The organism is Nocardia sp. CC227C (genome assembly GCF_030767025.1).
Classification (GTDB): Bacteria; Actinomycetota; Actinomycetes; order Mycobacteriales; family Mycobacteriaceae; genus Nocardia.
Genome location: NZ_JASITE010000008.1, coordinates 142,722 through 159,087 on the forward strand (window position 1 = coordinate 142,722; position 16,366 = coordinate 159,087).

The 16,366-nt window shown below is 68.3% G+C and carries 15 protein-coding genes; 6 read left to right on the forward strand and 9 right to left on the reverse strand.

The features are described from left to right. The first annotated feature begins 4 nt into the window (after positions 1-4). Positions 5-445 (forward strand): carboxymuconolactone decarboxylase family protein, encoded by a 441-nt coding sequence (locus QMO76_RS18105; RefSeq protein WP_306362485.1) that lies wholly within the window; start codon positions 5-7, stop codon positions 443-445. A gap of 91 nt (positions 446-536) precedes the next feature. On the opposite strand, the gene QMO76_RS18110 is transcribed toward QMO76_RS18105, so the two are convergent. Then, positions 537-1,907, reverse strand: a complete 1,371-nt coding sequence (locus QMO76_RS18110; protein ID WP_306362486.1) for an NAD(P)/FAD-dependent oxidoreductase — start codon at positions 1,905-1,907, stop codon at positions 537-539. Between the two features lie 177 nt (positions 1,908-2,084). Between QMO76_RS18110 and QMO76_RS18115 the strand changes: the two genes are divergently transcribed. The 3 genes from QMO76_RS18115 to QMO76_RS18125 all read left to right on the forward strand — a co-directional run bounded on the left by QMO76_RS18115 (position 2,085) and on the right by QMO76_RS18125 (position 6,049). Next, positions 2,085-2,528 (forward strand): CBS domain-containing protein, encoded by a 444-nt coding sequence (locus tag QMO76_RS18115; RefSeq protein ID WP_306362487.1) that lies wholly within the window; start codon positions 2,085-2,087, stop codon positions 2,526-2,528. 28 nt (positions 2,529-2,556) lie between these two features. After that, positions 2,557-3,840 carry an ArsB/NhaD family transporter gene (locus QMO76_RS18120; RefSeq protein ID WP_306362488.1) on the forward strand — a complete coding sequence of 428 codons (1,284 nt, stop codon included), beginning with the start codon at positions 2,557-2,559 and terminating at the stop codon, positions 3,838-3,840. 124 nt (positions 3,841-3,964) lie between these two features. Then, positions 3,965-6,049 carry an acyltransferase family protein gene (locus tag QMO76_RS18125; RefSeq protein WP_306362489.1) on the forward strand — a complete coding sequence of 695 codons (2,085 nt, stop codon included), beginning with the start codon at positions 3,965-3,967 and terminating at the stop codon, positions 6,047-6,049. Position 6,050: 1 nt separating this feature from the next. On the opposite strand, the gene QMO76_RS18130 is transcribed toward QMO76_RS18125, so the two are convergent. Next, positions 6,051-6,605 (reverse strand): TetR/AcrR family transcriptional regulator, encoded by a 555-nt coding sequence (locus tag QMO76_RS18130; RefSeq protein WP_306362490.1) that lies wholly within the window; start codon positions 6,603-6,605, stop codon positions 6,051-6,053. 105 nt (positions 6,606-6,710) lie between these two features. On the opposite strand from QMO76_RS18130, the gene QMO76_RS18135 reads away from it, so the two are divergent. Beyond that, positions 6,711-7,160 (forward strand): PaaI family thioesterase, encoded by a 450-nt coding sequence (locus QMO76_RS18135; RefSeq protein WP_306362491.1) that lies wholly within the window; start codon positions 6,711-6,713, stop codon positions 7,158-7,160. Between the two features lie 108 nt (positions 7,161-7,268). Here QMO76_RS18135 and QMO76_RS18140 read toward each other — a convergent pair whose 3' ends face one another. Genes QMO76_RS18140 through kdpF form a run of 4 tightly spaced genes read right to left on the reverse strand, consistent with a single transcriptional unit; the run spans position 7,269 to position 12,193 of the window. Then, entirely contained in the window at positions 7,269-8,138 is an 870-nt protein-coding gene (locus QMO76_RS18140) for a potassium-transporting ATPase subunit C (protein ID WP_306362492.1), read from the reverse strand. A 1-nt stretch (position 8,139) separates the two neighbouring features. Continuing rightward, positions 8,140-10,281: a potassium-transporting ATPase subunit KdpB gene (kdpB, locus tag QMO76_RS18145; RefSeq protein ID WP_306362493.1), complete on the reverse strand. Its 2,142-nt coding sequence runs from the start codon at positions 10,279-10,281 to the stop codon at positions 8,140-8,142. 1 nt (position 10,282) lies between these two features. After that, entirely contained in the window at positions 10,283-11,953 is a 1,671-nt protein-coding gene (kdpA, locus tag QMO76_RS18150; RefSeq protein WP_306362494.1) for a potassium-transporting ATPase subunit KdpA, read from the reverse strand. Continuing rightward, on the reverse strand, positions 11,954-12,193 hold the full coding sequence (kdpF, locus tag QMO76_RS18155; protein WP_306362495.1) for a K(+)-transporting ATPase subunit F: 240 nt from the start codon (positions 12,191-12,193) through the stop codon (positions 11,954-11,956). It lies immediately after the preceding gene. 207 nt (positions 12,194-12,400) lie between these two features. Here kdpF and QMO76_RS18160 point away from each other — a divergent pair, with 207 nt between their 5' ends. Continuing rightward, positions 12,401-12,550: a hypothetical protein gene (locus QMO76_RS18160; protein ID WP_306362496.1), complete on the forward strand. Its 150-nt coding sequence runs from the start codon at positions 12,401-12,403 to the stop codon at positions 12,548-12,550. 1,190 nt (positions 12,551-13,740) lie between these two features. Here the strand turns inward: QMO76_RS18160 and QMO76_RS18165 are convergent. From QMO76_RS18165 to QMO76_RS18175, 3 genes are all read right to left on the reverse strand, one after another. Continuing rightward, on the reverse strand, positions 13,741-14,775 hold the full coding sequence (locus QMO76_RS18165; RefSeq protein ID WP_306362497.1) for an HNH endonuclease: 1,035 nt from the start codon (positions 14,773-14,775) through the stop codon (positions 13,741-13,743). Between the two features lie 82 nt (positions 14,776-14,857). Continuing rightward, entirely contained in the window at positions 14,858-15,304 is a 447-nt protein-coding gene (locus tag QMO76_RS18170) for a hypothetical protein (protein ID WP_306362498.1), read from the reverse strand. 76 nt (positions 15,305-15,380) lie between these two features. After that, positions 15,381-16,202, reverse strand: coding sequence for a DUF2637 domain-containing protein (locus QMO76_RS18175; RefSeq protein ID WP_306362499.1), 822 nt, complete (start codon positions 16,200-16,202; stop codon positions 15,381-15,383). Between the last annotated feature and the right edge of the window lie 164 nt (positions 16,203-16,366).

Below are 16,366 nucleotides of genomic sequence, written 5' to 3' on the forward strand. Positions count from 1 at the left end.
GCACATGTCGCGTCTGAATCTGCCGAAGCTGGCCCCCGAGGTCTACAAGGCCTGGGCGGCCGCGGAGATGGCGATCCACCAGGGCCCGCTCGACCCGGTGGTGCGGGAGCTGGTGAAGATCCGCGTCTCGCAGATCAACGGCTGCCTGTACTGCATCGATATGCACACCACGCAGGCCCGCAAGGAGGGCGAGAGCGAGCAGCGGATCTTCCACCTGAACGCGTGGCGGGAGTCGACGCTGTTCACCGAGGTCGAAAAGGCGGCCCTCGAATACGCCGAGGCGGCAACCGAACTCGGCCCGCACGGGGTGAGCGATGAGGTGTGGGCCACCGTCGAGAAGCATTTCGACGAGGGCCAGCGCGGCGGCCTGGTCGCCATTACCGCGCAGATCAACCTGTGGAACCGGCTGGGCGTGCCACTGCGGATCCAGCCCGGCGGCTACTGACCGAGCCGTCCCGGGTATCGGCCGCGCATCCGTAGGCCGACGAGCCGTACGCGCCGAAGACGCTCCGGAGTCGGCCCGGAGTCGGCCCGGGTCAGGACAGATCCGCGAGCGCCGCCTCGATGGCGCGGTGAAAGGTGGGGTAAGCCAGGATCATTCGGCGCAAGGTGGTGACGGGCACCTCCGCGTGCACGGCCACCGCCAGGGCGCTGAGCACCTCACCGCCGCACGGGCCGACCGACGTGGCTCCCACCAGCACACCGCGATCGGCATCCTCGACAACCTTGACGAAGCCCTGGTTGCCGACCTTGTGAATCCAGCCGCGTGTGGAGGCCGGGACCTCGACGCTGCCGACGCGCACCGACAGTCCGGCCTCCCGCGCCTGGGCCTCCGTCATGCCGACCGCACCGATCTCCGGATCGGTGAAGGTGACCCGGGGCACCGCCCGGTAGTCGCCGGATTCACCGTCGTCGCCGAGGATGTCCTGTGCCGCGATGCGGGCCTGGTACATGGACATATGCGTGAACTCGCCCTTGCCGGTGACATCGCCGATGGCCCACACCCCGTCGGCGGCCCGCATGCGCTCGTCGACCTCGATCTTCTTCGCGCTCTCGTCCAGTCCGACGGCGGCGACGCCGAGCCGGGCCAGATCGGTGTGGCGTCCGGTGGCGACCAGCATCCGCTGTGCGTAGTGCACGTCGCCGTCGTCGGTGTGCACGACGAACCGATATCCGTCGTGGTCCACCTGCTTCGGCGAGGTGCCGGTGCGCACCCGGATACCTTCGGCGGCAAAGACTTCCGACAGCACTTCGGCCGCCTCCGGCTCGTCCTTGGGCACCAGGCGGCTGCGCACCAGCATGGTCACCGCACTGCCGAAGCGCGCGAAGATCTGCGCGAACTCGCAGGCCACGGGGCCGCCGCCCACGACGATCAGCGATTCGGGCGCTTCGGTGGCGGTCACCGCGTCCCGATTGGTCCAGAACGGTGTGCGATCGAGTCCGGAGATGGGCGGAATCATCGGCGCCGTACCGGGATTGAGCACGATCGCGCGCTCGGCCCGGAACACGCGCGGCCCGTCGGCGGTATCGACGGTCACCTCCCCCGGCGCGCTGATCCGCCCCCAGCCGCGCACGAACCGGCCCCCGGCCTTCTCGAACCGTTCGACGGCCGCGGCATCGTTCCAGTCGTCGGTGGCCTCGTCACGAACGCGCCGCGCGACGGGCGTCCAGTCGTGGCGCACGGTCGCCGAGCCGGCCAGCTTGTCCACCCGCCGTCCCTCGGCCACGGCGGCGGCCGCACGCACCATCATCTTGGTGGGAACGCACGCGTAGTAGGGGCATTCGCCGCCGACCAGCCGACCTTCGACGCCGATCACCGACAGGCCGGCCCGGGCCAGTCTGGTCGCGGCGTCCTCACCGCCGGGCCCGAGTCCGACCACCACCGCATCGACCGTCTCGACCGCCATGTCCCCGCTCCCTCTCGCTGGATTCCCGGCCATCCGCACGCCGTGTCGACGATACGCGGCGGCCGGCTCGATCCGAGGAGCCGCCGCCGGACCAGGGAGTTTCGGTCACACCCGGCAATTCGATCTTGACGTATTCTCTTCGCGTGATGGCCGGGCAGAGCGTCGTATCCTGCACCTATGCTTGCCGCACAGTTGGCCGAGGAGTTCCCGGTGGTGTCCTTGGACACCGATGCGCTGGAGGCGGCCAGACTCATGGCGGAGCATCGGCTGCCCGGCATCCTGGTGATGGGCCGGGACGGCTGTCCGGCGGCGGTGCTGGGCGCGTGGCAGGTGGTGCGTTTCATCATCCCGCAGTACGTGCAGGACGATCCCTCGCTGGCCGGGGTGCTGGACGAGCCGCTGTGCGACAAGACCGCGAAACGCCTGCGGGGCAAGACGGTTCGGGATGTGATGCCCGAGAAGCCCGGCAGCGTCCCCGCCGCCCGTCCGGACGACACCCTGATCGAGGTCGCGGCGACCATGGCCCGGCACCGCTCCCCGATCGTGGCGGTGCTGGAGAACAGGCGACTGCTCGGCGTGGTCACCTCGTCGCGACTGCTGGCCGCCGCGCTCCAGGTCTGACGGCCGCCCGCACCCGCGGGGGCGGCCGATGACCGCCGTGGCGGTGGCGGTCTTCCTCATCGCCTACGCCCTCATCGCCTCCGAGCGCGTGCACAAGACCACCGCGGCGCTGGGCGGCGCGGCCATCGTGCTGGCGCTGGGCGTCCTCGACGCCGACGACGTCTTCTACTCGCACGAGACCGGCATCGACTGGAATGTCATCTTCCTGCTGCTCGGCATGATGATCATCGTCGGCGTGCTGCGCCAGACCGGCGTCTTCGAGTACACGGCGGTGTGGGCGGCCAAACGCGCGCGGGGCTCCGCGCTGCGGGTCATGATCCTGCTGACCCTCATCACCGCCGTCGCCTCGGCCTTCCTCGACAATGTGACCACGGTGCTGCTCATCGCCCCGGTCACGCTGCTGGTGTGCGAACGGCTGGAGGTGCCGCCGGCTCCTTTCCTGATCGCCGAGGTGCTGGCCTCGAATATCGGCGGCGCGGCCACCCTCATCGGCGATCCGCCCAATATCATCATCGGCAGCCGGGCCGATCTGTCGTTCAACGACTTCCTGTGGAATATGGCCCCCATCGTGCTGCTGGTGCTGCTGGTGCTCGTCGTCATGCTGCCGCGGCTGTTCCGGGGCTCGTTCGAGGTGGATCCGGAGCGGGCGGCCGATGTGATGGCGCTGAACGAGCGTGAGGCGATTCGCGATCCGAAGTTGCTGGTGAAGTGCGGCGTCGTGCTCGCCGCGGTATTCGCGGGATTTGTCGGGCATTCCGTCTTCCAGATCGAACCGTCGATGGTGGCCCTGCTCGGCGCGGGCGTCCTGGTCCTGATCTCCGACCTGCCGCAACGGGATTACCTCGCCTCCGTGGAATGGGAGACACTGCTGTTCTTCGTCGGCCTGTTCATCATGGTCGGCGCGCTGGTGAAGACCGGGGTGATCGAGCGGCTCGCCGCCCGCGCCACCGAGGTCACCGGCGGCAATGCCCTGCTGGCCACCATGCTCATCCTGGTGATCTCGGCCGTGCTCTCGGGCATCGTCGACAACATCCCCTATGTCGCGACCATGAGTCCGCTGGTGGCGGACCTGGCGGGCAGTATGGACCAGCACGCCGAGGCGCTGTGGTGGTCGCTGGCCCTGGGCGCGGACTTCGGCGGCAACCTCACCGCCGTCGGCGCGAGCGCCAACGTGGTCATGCTGGGCATCGCCCGACGAGCCGACACGCCGATCTCGTTCTGGGAATTCACCCGCAAGGGCATGGTGGTGACGGCGGTGAGCGTCGCGGTGGCGGCGCCGTATCTCTGGCTGCGCTACTTCGTGCTCGCCTGACCGATCGGCCCCGCGGGCGGCCCACCCGAAATGTGCCCGCCACCGGTGAGAATCCACACATTAAGGTCACGATCTGCGTGGCGATTTCGTGTCGGGGAGTGGGATACTCCAGAATTGCCGCGCCATGTCTGTCTCTTCCACGTCATCGTCGACCACCCCGACCACCGGTTCCGGCGACGCCGCCCCGCGTCGTCGCGAATACCGCTTGGACCTCGACGGACTCCGCGGAATAGCCATCGCCCTGGTGGTGGTCTTCCATATCTGGTTCGGCCGGGTGTCCGGTGGCGTGGACGTCTTCCTGGTGCTGTCGGGCTTCTTCTTCACCGGAATGCTGCTGCGGCAGGCCGAGACGGGCTCGGTGGGAATCCGGCAGACGCTGCGGCGCACGGGGCGGCGGCTGCTACCGGCCATGGTGGTGGTGCTGACCGCGGTGGCCGTCGCGACGGTCGTCTTCCAGCCCTATACCCGCTGGTCCGATATGGCCGCGCAGACGCTGGCCTCGCTGTTCTACTACCAGAACTGGTACCTGGGGGCGGCGTGGACCGACTACCTGGCGGCCGATCCCGCCGTGAGCCCGCTCCAGCATCTGTGGTCCATGTCCGTGCAGGGGCAGATGTATCTGGCGCTGCTGGCCCTGGTCGCGCTGGTGGCCTTCGGCTGCCGCCGCGCCGATCGGGTGCGGTCGGTGACCTCCGCGACGGCCGCGCTGTTCGGCGTGCTGGCCGTCGCCTCGTTCCTCCATGCCACGCAAGGGGTTTCGAATCAGCAGGGCTGGAACTACTACGACACCTTCGCGCGCGCCTGGGAGCCGCTGGTGGGTGCACTGCTGGCCTTGGCCGCCCCGCACATCTCGCTGCCCCGCCTGGCCCGCGCGGTGCTGGCGGTCGCGGGTCTGTCCGCCATCGTGGCCTGCGGCTGGCTGATCGACGGAGCGGCGCGCTTCCCCGGTCCGGCGGCGCTGCTGCCGGTCGGCGCGACCGTGGCCATCATCGCGGCAGGCGCGAATCTCGGTGGGGAGCAGCAGCCCTGGGTGAACCGGATGCTGGCCAGCGCCCCCGCGGTGCGGCTGGGGTCACTCGCGTACTCGCTGTACCTGTGGCACTGGCCGATTCTCATCTTCATGCTCGGCGAGACACAGTCGCGCGACGCCGGCTTGGCCGGTGGCGCGGCCGTGATCGCCGCGTCCCTGCTGCTCGCCTACGCGACCAGCCGGTTCATCGAGGAGCCGCTGCGCGTGCGCGGCGAGCCCGCCGCGGACCGCGACTACCGCCTGCGCGCCGGCTTCGCCACCGCGACGGTCGGCATTCTGCTGATCGGATGCGCGTTCACCTGGCAGGTGATCAACGGTTCGAAGCTGCAGCCGGTGGGTGAACTCGATCCGGTGCGCTACCCGGGAGCGGAGGCGCTCATCGCGCACGCGCCGGTGCCCAATGCCGAGATGCGGCCGACCGTCGCGGAGGCGCCCGCCGACAACGCCTACCCCACCCGGGACGGCTGCATCTCCGATTTCGACACCCGCGCCGTCATCACCTGCGAGTACGGCGACACCTCCGCGACCCGCACCATTGCCGTGGTCGGCAATTCCCATGCCGAGCACTGGATTCCGGCCCTGCACCTGTTGGGTGAGGAGCACGGCTTCCGGCTGGTCGTCCTCCTGAAGATGGGCTGCCCGCTCACCGTGGCCGCCGAGCCCATGTACAAGGGCCTGCCCATCGCCGACTGCCGCGACTGGTCCGCCGAGGTGATCGACCGGCTCGGCGAGGAGCAGCCGGATTGGGTGTTCACCACCGGTACCCGCCCCGCCGACGCGGGCGGGGACGAGACGCCGACGGACTATCTGGATGTGTGGGCCGCCCTGGAGAGCCGCGGCCTGCACGTACTCGCGATGCGGGACACCCCCTGGTTGCGCCGCGACAAGGTCCGCTACCGCGCCATCGACTGCCTGGCCGCCGGCGGCGACCGGGTGAGCTGCGGTATGAAGCGCGAGGACGCGCTGTCGCCGGTCAATCCGGCGGCCGGGCCCGCCGAGGATTTCCCGAACGTCTTCCCGTTGGATCTCTCCGACGCGGTGTGCCGTCCGGACGTCTGCTCGGTGATCGAGGGCAATATCCTCGTCTACCACGACGAGCACCATCTCACCGCGAGCTATTCGCGGTCGCTGGCACCGGAACTGGGCCGTCAGCTGCAACCGCTGCTCGGCTGGTGGTGAGCTAGCGCGGCAGCAGCGGTACCAGCTGCTCGCGCACCTCGTCCAGCGGCCGGGTGGTTTTCAGCGCCCGTGCCTGGATGATGGCCCCCTCGATGGCGCTGAGCATGAATCCGGCCAGTGACCGTGCCCGCTGCGCGGGCATGCCCTCGCGGATCAGCGCGGCGGCGAGCCGTTCGGTCCAGTCGCCGAAGGCCAGCGCCGCGACGGCCTGCACGCGCGGCTCGTCCTCGGCCAGGGCGGCACTGACCACCGGGCAGCCCGCCCCGAAGGCGCTGCGTTCCAGATTGCGCTTCCACCAGTCCAGCAGGGCCACCAGCCAGTCCTCGGCGGTGCCGGTGGACATGAACTTGTCGATGAGCGCGGACATGCGATCGCCCGCCACCTTGGTGGCGGCCTCCACGAGCTCACCCTTGCCCGCGGGGAAGTGCTGGTAGAGCGAATTGCGGGATGCGCGGCTGCGGTCCAGCAGGGCGGACAGTCCCGCACCGTGCACCCCCTGTTCCCGCACCAGTTCGATGGCGCTCTCGATCAACCGTTCCCGGGGTCCGGCGCTCATGCGATCTCCTGACGGTCGTGCGGCACAGGTCTTGCGTGAACCGATCGGTCCATGATCCAATCATGACAGATGTGAACCGATCGGTTCATCGAAAGGATTCCATTCATGACCGCACCCGAGATCGACTTCGCCGCACTGTCGGGCTTGGAGCTGCTGCGGACCGCCATGACCAGGTCGGACCGCCCGCCCTACATCGGCGATCTGCTCGGCATCGAGGTCGATTCGCTGGAGGAGGGCGAGGTGGTGTTCAGCCTGCGCACCCGCCCGGACTTCGCCAACCCGCTCGGCACCACCCACGGCGGCATCTGCGCCACCCTGCTCGATTCGGTCATGGGCTGCGCGGTGCACACCACCCTCCCGGCGGGCGTGGGGTACACCACGCTCGGACTAGAGATCAAATACGTTCGCGCGGTCCCCACCGACGGCCGCACACTCACCGCGACCGGCACCACCGTCCACGTCGGCCGCACCACCGCCACCGCCGAGGGCCGCGTCACCGACGACCGGGGCCGCCTGGTCGCGCACGCCACCACCACCTGCGTCATCTTCCGCTGACACCGGAACCCCGTGCGCGGCCCCACATGCCGCGCACGCCGGAGCCGCCCCGATCGCATCCCTGCACGGTCGGGGCGGCTCACTCTCCGGCACGATCCGCCGAAAGGTTCAGCCGCGCAATGGGAAACGGCGGTCCAGGTCCAGGTTCAGCGCGAGCACGTCCACCCGCGGCTCCCCCAGGAAGCCGAGATCCCGCCCGCTGGTGTGCGCTCCCACCAGCGCGCGGACCTCGTCCACGGACACCCGGCGAGCCGCGGCGACCCGGGCGATCTGAACGGCCGCGTACTCCGGTGAGATATGCGGATCCAGGCCGCTGCCACCGGCGGTGACCGCATCGGCGGGGACCGCCGGATCGGCCGGGACGTCACCCGCGATCGGGACGAAGCGACCGCGGGAGTAGACCTCCCCCGGCACCGCGCACCGCACCCGCACGCCCCGGTACTCGGCGAGAAACGGTGTGGCCGGGCAGAGTTCGTTGACACTGACCACGTCGGCGGGGTGCTCGACCTCGCCGTCCGCCGAGCGTGGCCCGATGACCGCCAGCACCGCGCCCACACCGCCGGGGGTGCAGAAGGCCCGCCGCCCGTCGACGCCCTCGCGTGCGCCGATTTCCCTGCTGCGGGTGCAGATATCGGTGAGCAGGCTGGTTCGCTCCGACGTGTCGACGATATCCTCCGGCCCCAGATTGCTTGCCGAGGTGGACATCGGATCGTAGCCGTCACCGGCCGCGGAGGGACGGCTCTGGAAATAGCGCGGCAGGGCCGTACCGTCGGCGTCGGTGAAGGACTGCCCGATCAGGCTGGAGCCCACCACCTTTCCGTCCCGCTCGAGCAGCGACCCCTCGGCCTTGCCCCGCAGGCCCGGTAGCTGCGCCACCGCGAAAACTGCGACGGGATAGACGATTCCGGTGACGACGGTGAGCACCAGCAGCGCGCGCAGCGCCGCGAGGTGTTGCCGAATCCAGGTTGACATACGCATATCAGGACATCCCGGGGAGGAATCGGACGACGAGGTCGATGACTTTGATACCGAGGAACGGTGCGATGATGCCGCCGACGCCGTAGACGGCGAGATTGCGGCTCAACAGCTTCGACGCAGCCGCCGGTCGGTAGCTCACCCCCCGCAGCGACAGCGGGATCAGCGCGACGATGATGATCGCGTTGAACACCACCGCCGACAATATCGCCGACTGCGGGCTGGCCAGGCGCATGATGTTGAGCGCGTCCAGACCGGGGTACAGCGCCACGAACAGCGCCGGAATGATGGCGAAGTACTTGGCGATGTCATTGGCGATGGAGAACGTGGTGAGCGCGCCGCGGGTGATGAGCAGCTGTTTGCCGATCTCCACGATCTCGATGAGCTTGGTCGGATCCGAATCCAGATCGACCATGTTCCCGGCCTCCTTGGCCGCCGAGGTGCCGGTGTTCATGGCCACGCCCACATCGGCCTGGGCCAGCGCGGGCGCGTCATTGGTGCCGTCGCCGGTCATGGCGACCAGGCGGCCACCGGCCTGCTCGGACTTGATGAGCGCGAGCTTGTCCTCGGGGGTGGCCTCGGCCAGGAAGTCGTCCACCCCCGCCTCCTCGGCGATCGCCTTGGCGGTCAGGGGATTGTCGCCGGTGATCATGACGGTCCGGATGCCCATGCGGCGCATCTCGTCGAACCGCTCGCGCATGCCGTCCTTGACCACGTCCTTCAGGTGGACGACGCCGAGCAGCCGGGCCTCGGCGTCGGAAATCTCGGCGACCACCAGCGGCGTTCCGCCGGAGGCCGAGATGCCGTCGACCGTCTCGCCGACCTCGGCCGGAACCGCGCCGCCGTGCGAGCGCACCCATTCGGTGACGGCGCTGGCCGCTCCCTTGCGCAGCCGATGACCGTCGTGCAGATCCACCCCCGACATGCGGGTCCCAGCGGTGAACTCCACCCAGTGCGCACCGGTCAGCTCACCCGGCGTGCGCTCCCGCTTGCCGTACGCCTGCTTGGCGTACACCACGATCGAGCGACCCTCGGGCGTCTCGTCCGCGAGGCTGGAAAGCTGTGCGGCATCGGCCATCTCGTCGGGCGTGACCCCCGGCATGGGGACGAACGCCGCGGCCTGCCGATTGCCGAGGGTGATGGTACCGGTCTTGTCCAGCAGCAGTGTGTTCACATCTCCGGCCGCCTCGACGGCGCGTCCGGACATGGCGAGCACATTGCGCTGCACGAGGCGGTCCATGCCGGCGATCCCGATGGCCGACAGCAGCGCGCCGATGGTGGTCGGAATCAGGCACACCAGCAGTGACACCAGCACGATGCCGGTGATGCCGTCGCCGTCCAGCGCGAGGCTGTCGGGGACGCCCGGGTTGTTCGCCTTGGCGAAGACGGCCAGCGGCTGCAGGGTCACCACCGCGAAGACGAAGATGACGGTGAGCGCGGCGAGCAGGATGTCGAGCGCGATCTCGTTCGGTGTCTTCTGTCGGCTCGCGCCCTCGACCAGCGCGATCATCCTGTCGATGAACGAGCCGCCGGGCTCCTGGGTGATCCGCACGACGATGCGGTCCGACAGCACCGTGGTGCCGCCGGTCACCGCCGAGCGGTCCCCGCCGGATTCCCGGATCACCGGCGCGGATTCCCCGGTGATGGCCGATTCGTCCACCGACGCGATGCCTTCCACCACATCGCCGTCGCCCGGGACGACCTCACCGGCCGCCACCACCACGTGGTCGCCGCGGCGCAGATCGGGTGCGGCGACCCGCTCCTCCACCGCCCGCGCCCCCGGCGACCAGTCCACCAACCGCCGGGCGACGGTGTCGGTCTTGGCTTTTCGCAGCGTGTCGGCCTGCGCCTTGCCGCGCCCCTCGGCCACCGCCTCGGCGAGATTGGCGAAAAGCACCGTGGCCCAGAGCCAGACGACGATCGCCCAGGCGAAGAAGCTCGGAGCGGCAAGCGCGAGCACGGTCGCCCAGACCGCGCCGATCTCGACGATGAGCATGACCGGGTTGCGCCACAGGGTGCGCGGGTCGAGCTTGCGGAAGGCGTCCGGCAACGACTTCAGCAGTAGTCCGGGATCGAACAGCCCGCTCGGTGCCCGCCCCGGCCCCGACGGGTGAGTCGAGGCGTGTTCGACAGTGGGAACGGTCATATCAGTGGATTCCTTCGGCGAGCGGCCCGAGCGCCAGCGCGGGCAGGAAGGTCAAGGCGACCAGGATGACGGTCACACCGACGACCATGCCGACGAACTGCGGCCGGTGCGTCGGCAGCGTGCCGATCGACTCCGGGGTGTGTCCCTGCCGCGCCAGCGAACCGGCCAGGGCGAGAACCAGAATCATGGGCAGGAAGCGGCCGAAGGCCATGGCCAGGCCGAGCGCGGTGTTGAACCACTCGGTATCGCCGTTCAGTCCGGCGAAGGCCGAGCCGTTGTTGTTGGCGGCGGAAGTGAAGGCGTACAACACCTCCGACAATCCGTGCGGCCCGGAATTCAGCATGCTCGCGCGCTGCCCCGGCATGGCCATGGCGAGCGCGGTGCCGACCAGCACCAGCAGTGGCGAGACGAGGAAGTAGGCCGCGGCCAGTTTGATCTCCCGGGGGGTGATCTTCTTGCCCAGGTACTCCGGGGTGCGCCCCACCATGAGCCCGGCCACGAACACCGTGATCACCGCGAGCACCAACATCCCGTACAGCCCGGACCCGACGCCGCCGGGCGCGACCTCACCGAGCTGCATGTCGAACAGCAGCATCATGCCGCCGAGGCTGCTGTAGGAGTCGTGGAACGAATCCACCGACCCGGTCGAGGTCAAGGTGGTCGAGGCCGCGAACACGGCCGAATTCGCCACACCGAACCGCTGTTCCACACCCTCCATGGACGCACCGACGGCCGACGGCACCGTGCCGTGGTGCCGAAGCTGGAAGAACAGCGTCAGCGACCAGCTGACCATGGCGATGGTGCCCATGACGCCCGCGATGGCGAAGCCCTGCTTCCGGCTGCCGACCATCCGCCCGAAGGTGCGCGGCAGCGAGAAGCTGATCACCAGCAGCAGGAAGATCTCCAGCCAGTTGGTCCAGGTCGTCGGATTCTCGAACGGGTGCGCGGAATTGACGTTGAAGAACCCGCCGCCATTGGTGCCCAGATTCTTGATGGCCTCCTGGCTGGCGACCGGGCCACCGGGCAGGGTCTGCGTGCCGCCGGCGACCGTCTCGGCGATCCGATCGTGGAGGTGGAAGTTCTGGATCGCGCCACCGGCCACCAGCACCAGGGCCGCCGCGAACGAGACGGGCAGCAGAATCCGGATGGTCCCCCGCACCAGATCCACCCAGAAGTTGCCCAGGTCGCCGGTGTGCCCGCGGGCGAAGCCGCGCACCAGCGCCATGGCCACCGAGATGCCGACCGCGGCGGAGACGAAGTTCTGCACCGCCAGCCCGGCCATCTGCACCAGATGGCCGTAGGTGGATTCACCGCTGTAGTTCTGCCAGTTCGTATTGGTGACGAAACTGACCGCGGTGTTCCAGGCCAGTGCGGCGGTCACCTCGGTGTCCTGCTCGTTCGGGTGCAGCGGCAGCCTGCCCTGGAGCAACTGCAGGAAGAACAGAAACAGCACGCTGACCGCCGAGAAGGCGAGCACGCTGCGGGCGTAGACACCCCAGGTGTGTTCGACCTCGGGCCGCACCCCGATGAGCCGGTAGATGCCCCGTTCGACGCTGGAGTGCCCGGTACCGTTGTACACCCGGTACATGTAGTCGCCGAGCGGCACGTGGACGAGGGCCAGCGCCAGGACCAGGGATGCCGGGAAGGCGATCCCCGCGGTTGTCGTGCTCACTCAGAACCTCTCCGGAAACAGCAGCGCCGCAATCAGATAGGCGGCGATGCCGACAGCCAGGACCAGACCCACGATGTTCTGGATCACAGCCGCTCCACCCCCCGCTGGACCAGACCGAGCAGGGCGAAGACCGCGACGGTCGACACCGTGAACACCACGATGGACATGTATCCGAACCTCTCTACTCACGAACGCATCCGTGGATGCGCCGCAGTGAGTCAAGCGCCCGCCCGGTCCCATTTCGACGCTCTTGACGCTTCCTTAGCGCCCCGGCCCGCGGCCTTGACGAGTCGTTGACAGCAAACTCGCCGCGTGTCGTCGAAAATCGTCAACGCACCCGCACTTCACGTAAAGAAACCGCTAACCTCCGGCCGATCGCTATTCGCGACGGTAAACAGTGTGAGATCCGAACGCGCGAGACCCGCGCACCTACACAAGGAGATGTCAGTGCCCGAAATGGCGTGCACCCTGCTGGTGGTCTTCGGCTTCCTCACCGCGGCCCTGTGCCTGCGCGTCCTGGCCGGAGCCACCGCGGCGCGACGCGTACGGGTGGCGCGTGCCCCGCGCCGCGACCCACGCGCGATGATGAGGCAGTGAAACGCGGGCGAGGTTCAACCCCGACCACCATCTAAATGTCTGCGGGGACAACCGCGTTCAGGAAGTCCGGCAGCGCTGCAAACTGACCGTTCGGCACCCGTTCCTCTGGGAGGCGCTGCCCGCCCGGCGAGGGCATTTCCCTTCCACGGCCGTCAGGCCGTGCCGTACTTCGGTTCGTTAGCGCGCTGCCTGCTCTGCTGTCTGTCCCTCCGGTGTGGCCTGCCTCCGAGCGGGCCGCACCAGGTTCCGGGCGTCCAGGGTGGCGCGTGCGCCATCGCGCAGCGACGCGACGCAGGAGCGCCCTGGATGCCCGGGTTCTGGTGTGGCGTGCTCCAGGGCTGGCCACACCGGAGGGACAGACAGCCCGCGCGCCGGACCGCGCGAGCATCGCTCGCGGAACAACGGCACCCGTACCCATCTCGCCGGACTTCTCTGCTCGCGCTGGAAGTCCGCGCACTACGCACCCGGCCGCCACTCGCGTCAGCAAGACCGCGACGGCACCCAAGCCTGGCGAATGGAACCGCAGCGCCCGTACCTAACGTGCCCAGCACGCCGGAGGAACCCAACGGAGCGACGCTGGCAACAGCGTGGCGAACCAAGGCCGCTCGCGGCCGACTTCGACACGCTAGCCCGTCGCGGAACCACCATGCCAACGCAAGATGACCACCTACACGCAACCAAACACCAAACTCCGATTCTCGCCGGATACCTACCCTGACCGTCACCTACCCACCCAACTGTCTCGTCTCACCCTCACGCAGGGAGAGCACATGCGCACGAAGTGGGTATGTGCTCTCCCTGCGTGAGGGTGAGACGAGACCACCACGAAAACCAAGGTCAGGGTAGGTATCCGGCGAGAATCGAGATCGAAAGAAGTCATGAGCGCAGCTCATGACTTCTTTCGATCTCTCTTCGATGTTGTGCCTGATCAACTGTTGAACAACTGTCGGCCGGATGTTGATGTGTTCCGCGTGCTGAACGACGGCCGAAGGTGCGACAGCCGATCCTCGGGGCCTGCGGCCCGCTCCCTCAGCGGAGGATTGTGCGCCGCCTTCGTGCCTGCCTCAAGCACGAAGGCGCTGCGCGTCGGCTCCGCCGATGGCCTACGGCCACCTTCGCGCTTGACCCAGTCCCGAATCCGGCAATGACGCTTTCGGAGGGAGCGGGCGAAGAAAGGGCTATCTGGCGATTCACGGCGATTGTGTGTGTGCCTCTACCAGCGCACGCAGCTCGTCTGGGGTCAGCCAGGGCGATTTGCGATGAATCATGCGATGGCAGTTCGAACACAGCAAAATGAGATCGTTCAGCTTGGTCAGGGTGTCGCCGGACGCATGCAGCGGTGTGATGTGGTGGCACTCGGTGAACTGGGAGCCACGATCGCCGTACACGGCCTCGAAGTCGAACCCACAGACCTCGCAGATCACCCGGGGATGGTGTCGGAGAAATTCCGCGATCTTCCGATTCCGTAGCCCGCGGTCACGCTCTCGCGCATAGTGCCAGCGGCGCAGCAAGCGCCCTTCCGGAGCACTGGCATCAGAATCGTCGTCATCGAAGCCATCACCGCCGATCGCCGTGTCATCGACCTGGGGGACCGGCAGCTGTTTGAACGCGCCGGACAGCGCGGCGTCGCGGAGTCCCTCGGCGACCGCGTGCATCTGCTCGGGCTGGTCCAGGAAATCTTGAAGCACCAAACGGTCAGTGCGGCCGCCGTTGGTTGGACGTCCCGAGTAGTTCGGGTGCTGGGAAGCGATGTCCGCGGTCTTGCGAGCTACGCCGTTCGGGTTCCGGAAGGTGTCACTGCGCAGTTCGTGAGGGTGGATCGGCAGCAGCTGCAAGACGCCGGACAGGTCGATCACTCGTTCGTCGGAGTCTTCGAGCTGGCGCCATTGGTTCTGCATGACCAAGTCGCAGGCCAGGATGACCTCGTCGCGAACCCAATCCGGCGAACGTCGCGGTGGCACGATGAAGCCCAGTTCCCGCAGTCTCTTCGCTACGGTGCTTTCACCGCCGCTGAACTCGCTGGCTCGCAAGGGATCTCGTCCCTCAAGATATCCATGAGCTGCCCCCGCAATGGCCTTGGAATCGTAGCGTTCACCCTCATATCGCAGGTGGAACGCGCGAGCCCTGTCGAATCCGTACCGTTCCAGAAAGGCGTCTTGGCCGATCTTGTCGTACTCCCGAATCGCCGCGAGAACCGCCGGGCGAGTGAGATCCGCTAACCCCATACCCGCACCGTAGCCCGCCGTACCGACAGAAGCCCCCGACCCGGCGGGAGAGCCGAGTCGGGGGCTTCTGCGACGTGCTGAGTTACGCAGCGGGTGGGGTGTAGGTGCCGCCGTCGTAGCGGCGGCCGGGGCCGGTGGATTCCTTGCCGAGGTAGGTGAAGCCCTCGATGCGGCCGCCGATGGCAACGCCCTTGACGCCGGCCGCCGCCAGGGCGGTCGTGAGGGCCTTCTTTACGTCGCGGTCCAGGCGCAGGTAGCGCTGTCCGTCGTCGTCCTCGTCGTCGGTGGTGTCGGTCTGGATGATCAGGGTCGAGTCCATGACGGCGGGCCCGGCCTGGATGGTGGATGGTTTGCGGTCGACCCAGTACAGGGGTTGGCCGTCCACGGTGCGGTGGCGGCGTTCGGCGGCGATGATCGTGCCGGTCAGGTCGTCGCCGGGTTGGACGTCGCGGCCGAAGGCGTTGCGCGGGCCCTGTCCGCCCGCGAGTTCGGCGTTGATCAGGTCCAGGTCGTTCATCATCTCGGTCATATGGGATAGCTCCATTTCGGGGAAAGGGTGTCGGGCGGACCGGGTTTCGTGCCCGCCCGGGCTGGTTGTGTCGGGTTCAGCGAACGAAGGGCACTACCACCCCCGTTCCGTCCTCGGGGCGCGCGTTGCCGCGGCCGCGGGCGGCCTGCTCGGTTTTCAGGCGGTCCAGGATCTTCCACACCTGGCTGTGCGACAGACCGACTTTCGGGGCGATATCGCGGTAGGACAGGCCCTGATCGCGTAGCGCGAGGATGCGCGCGTCCCGCTCGGCGCTGTCAGCTGGTTCCTCGGGAAACGCCTCACCGTTTCCCGTCTCGGTTCCCGTGTTCGCTCCAGAGCCGTGCGGTGTTTCCCGCGTTGGTTCCTCGGCGGTGGGGTGAACGTTAGGAAACGCCGGGCTGTTTCCTGGAACCATCACCGCCACTGCGGTATTCACATCCTCGCTCTGCGGTGTGGTGAGGGTTTGCGGGGTGATGCCGGGGGTTCCCGACACGGGTGGGGTGCGGGGGACTTCGATCAGAATGGTCAGGCCGTGCATGACCGCCATCGCCGCGATGGGGGCCGCGCCCGCGATCACCGCAGCGATGGCGGGGGTGACTTGCACGTGGGCGGCGTGAATACCGTTGCCTACCAGCGAGACCAGTTCGGCGGCGGCCAGCACGCCCCAGAAGTAGCGGCGGTGCCGGGCGGCGACGGTGACGCCGTTCTGGGCGCGGCGCTTGAGCACGACCAGGGCGATGGCGGACTGGAACAGTGGTCCGTCCACGATCACCGGAGCGCCCCACGCCAGCCATGACGTGATGCCCGACTGTTGGGCGAGGTCGTGCAGGGCGATAGCCGACCAACCACACGCGGCCAGCAGCACCGCGACCACCGACACGATGGCCGCGATCTCCACTTGGTCGCGCCGCGACCGTGTTTCCCGCTCTGTTTCCCTACCTGGTTCCTCTGTCGGGCCTGCTGGTTCCTCGAACCGCTGTCCTGTTTCCTCCGCGCCCTCGGGTGCGGAGGCGGGTGCGGTGGTGTTTCTCGTTTCGTGGTCGGGGGGACCGGCGTCGGTGT

Excerpts from the sequence above, each read along its gene's own strand:
- QMO76_RS18140 (WP_306362492.1), bottom strand. The coding sequence starts at position 8,138 with ATGCGTATGTCAACCTGGATTCGGCAACACCTCGCGGCGCTGCGCGCG.
- QMO76_RS18105 (WP_306362485.1), top strand. The coding sequence starts at position 5 with ATGTCGCGTCTGAATCTGCCGAAGCTGGCCCCCGAGGTCTACAAGGCC.
- QMO76_RS18120 (WP_306362488.1), top strand. The coding sequence starts at position 2,557 with ATGACCGCCGTGGCGGTGGCGGTCTTCCTCATCGCCTACGCCCTCATC.
- QMO76_RS18115 (WP_306362487.1), top strand. The coding sequence starts at position 2,085 with ATGCTTGCCGCACAGTTGGCCGAGGAGTTCCCGGTGGTGTCCTTGGAC.
- QMO76_RS18165 (WP_306362497.1), bottom strand. The coding sequence starts at position 14,775 with ATGGGGTTAGCGGATCTCACTCGCCCGGCGGTTCTCGCGGCGATTCGG.
- QMO76_RS18110 (WP_306362486.1), bottom strand. The coding sequence starts at position 1,907 with ATGGCGGTCGAGACGGTCGATGCGGTGGTGGTCGGACTCGGGCCCGGC.
- QMO76_RS18170 (WP_306362498.1), bottom strand. The coding sequence starts at position 15,304 with ATGACCGAGATGATGAACGACCTGGACCTGATCAACGCCGAACTCGCG.
- QMO76_RS18135 (WP_306362491.1), top strand. The coding sequence starts at position 6,711 with ATGACCGCACCCGAGATCGACTTCGCCGCACTGTCGGGCTTGGAGCTG.
- QMO76_RS18130 (WP_306362490.1), bottom strand. The coding sequence starts at position 6,605 with ATGAGCGCCGGACCCCGGGAACGGTTGATCGAGAGCGCCATCGAACTG.
- kdpF (WP_306362495.1), bottom strand. The coding sequence starts at position 12,193 with ATGGGACCGGGCGGGCGCTTGACTCACTGCGGCGCATCCACGGATGCG.
- kdpB (WP_306362493.1), bottom strand. The coding sequence starts at position 10,281 with ATGACCGTTCCCACTGTCGAACACGCCTCGACTCACCCGTCGGGGCCG.
- QMO76_RS18125 (WP_306362489.1), top strand. The coding sequence starts at position 3,965 with ATGTCTGTCTCTTCCACGTCATCGTCGACCACCCCGACCACCGGTTCC.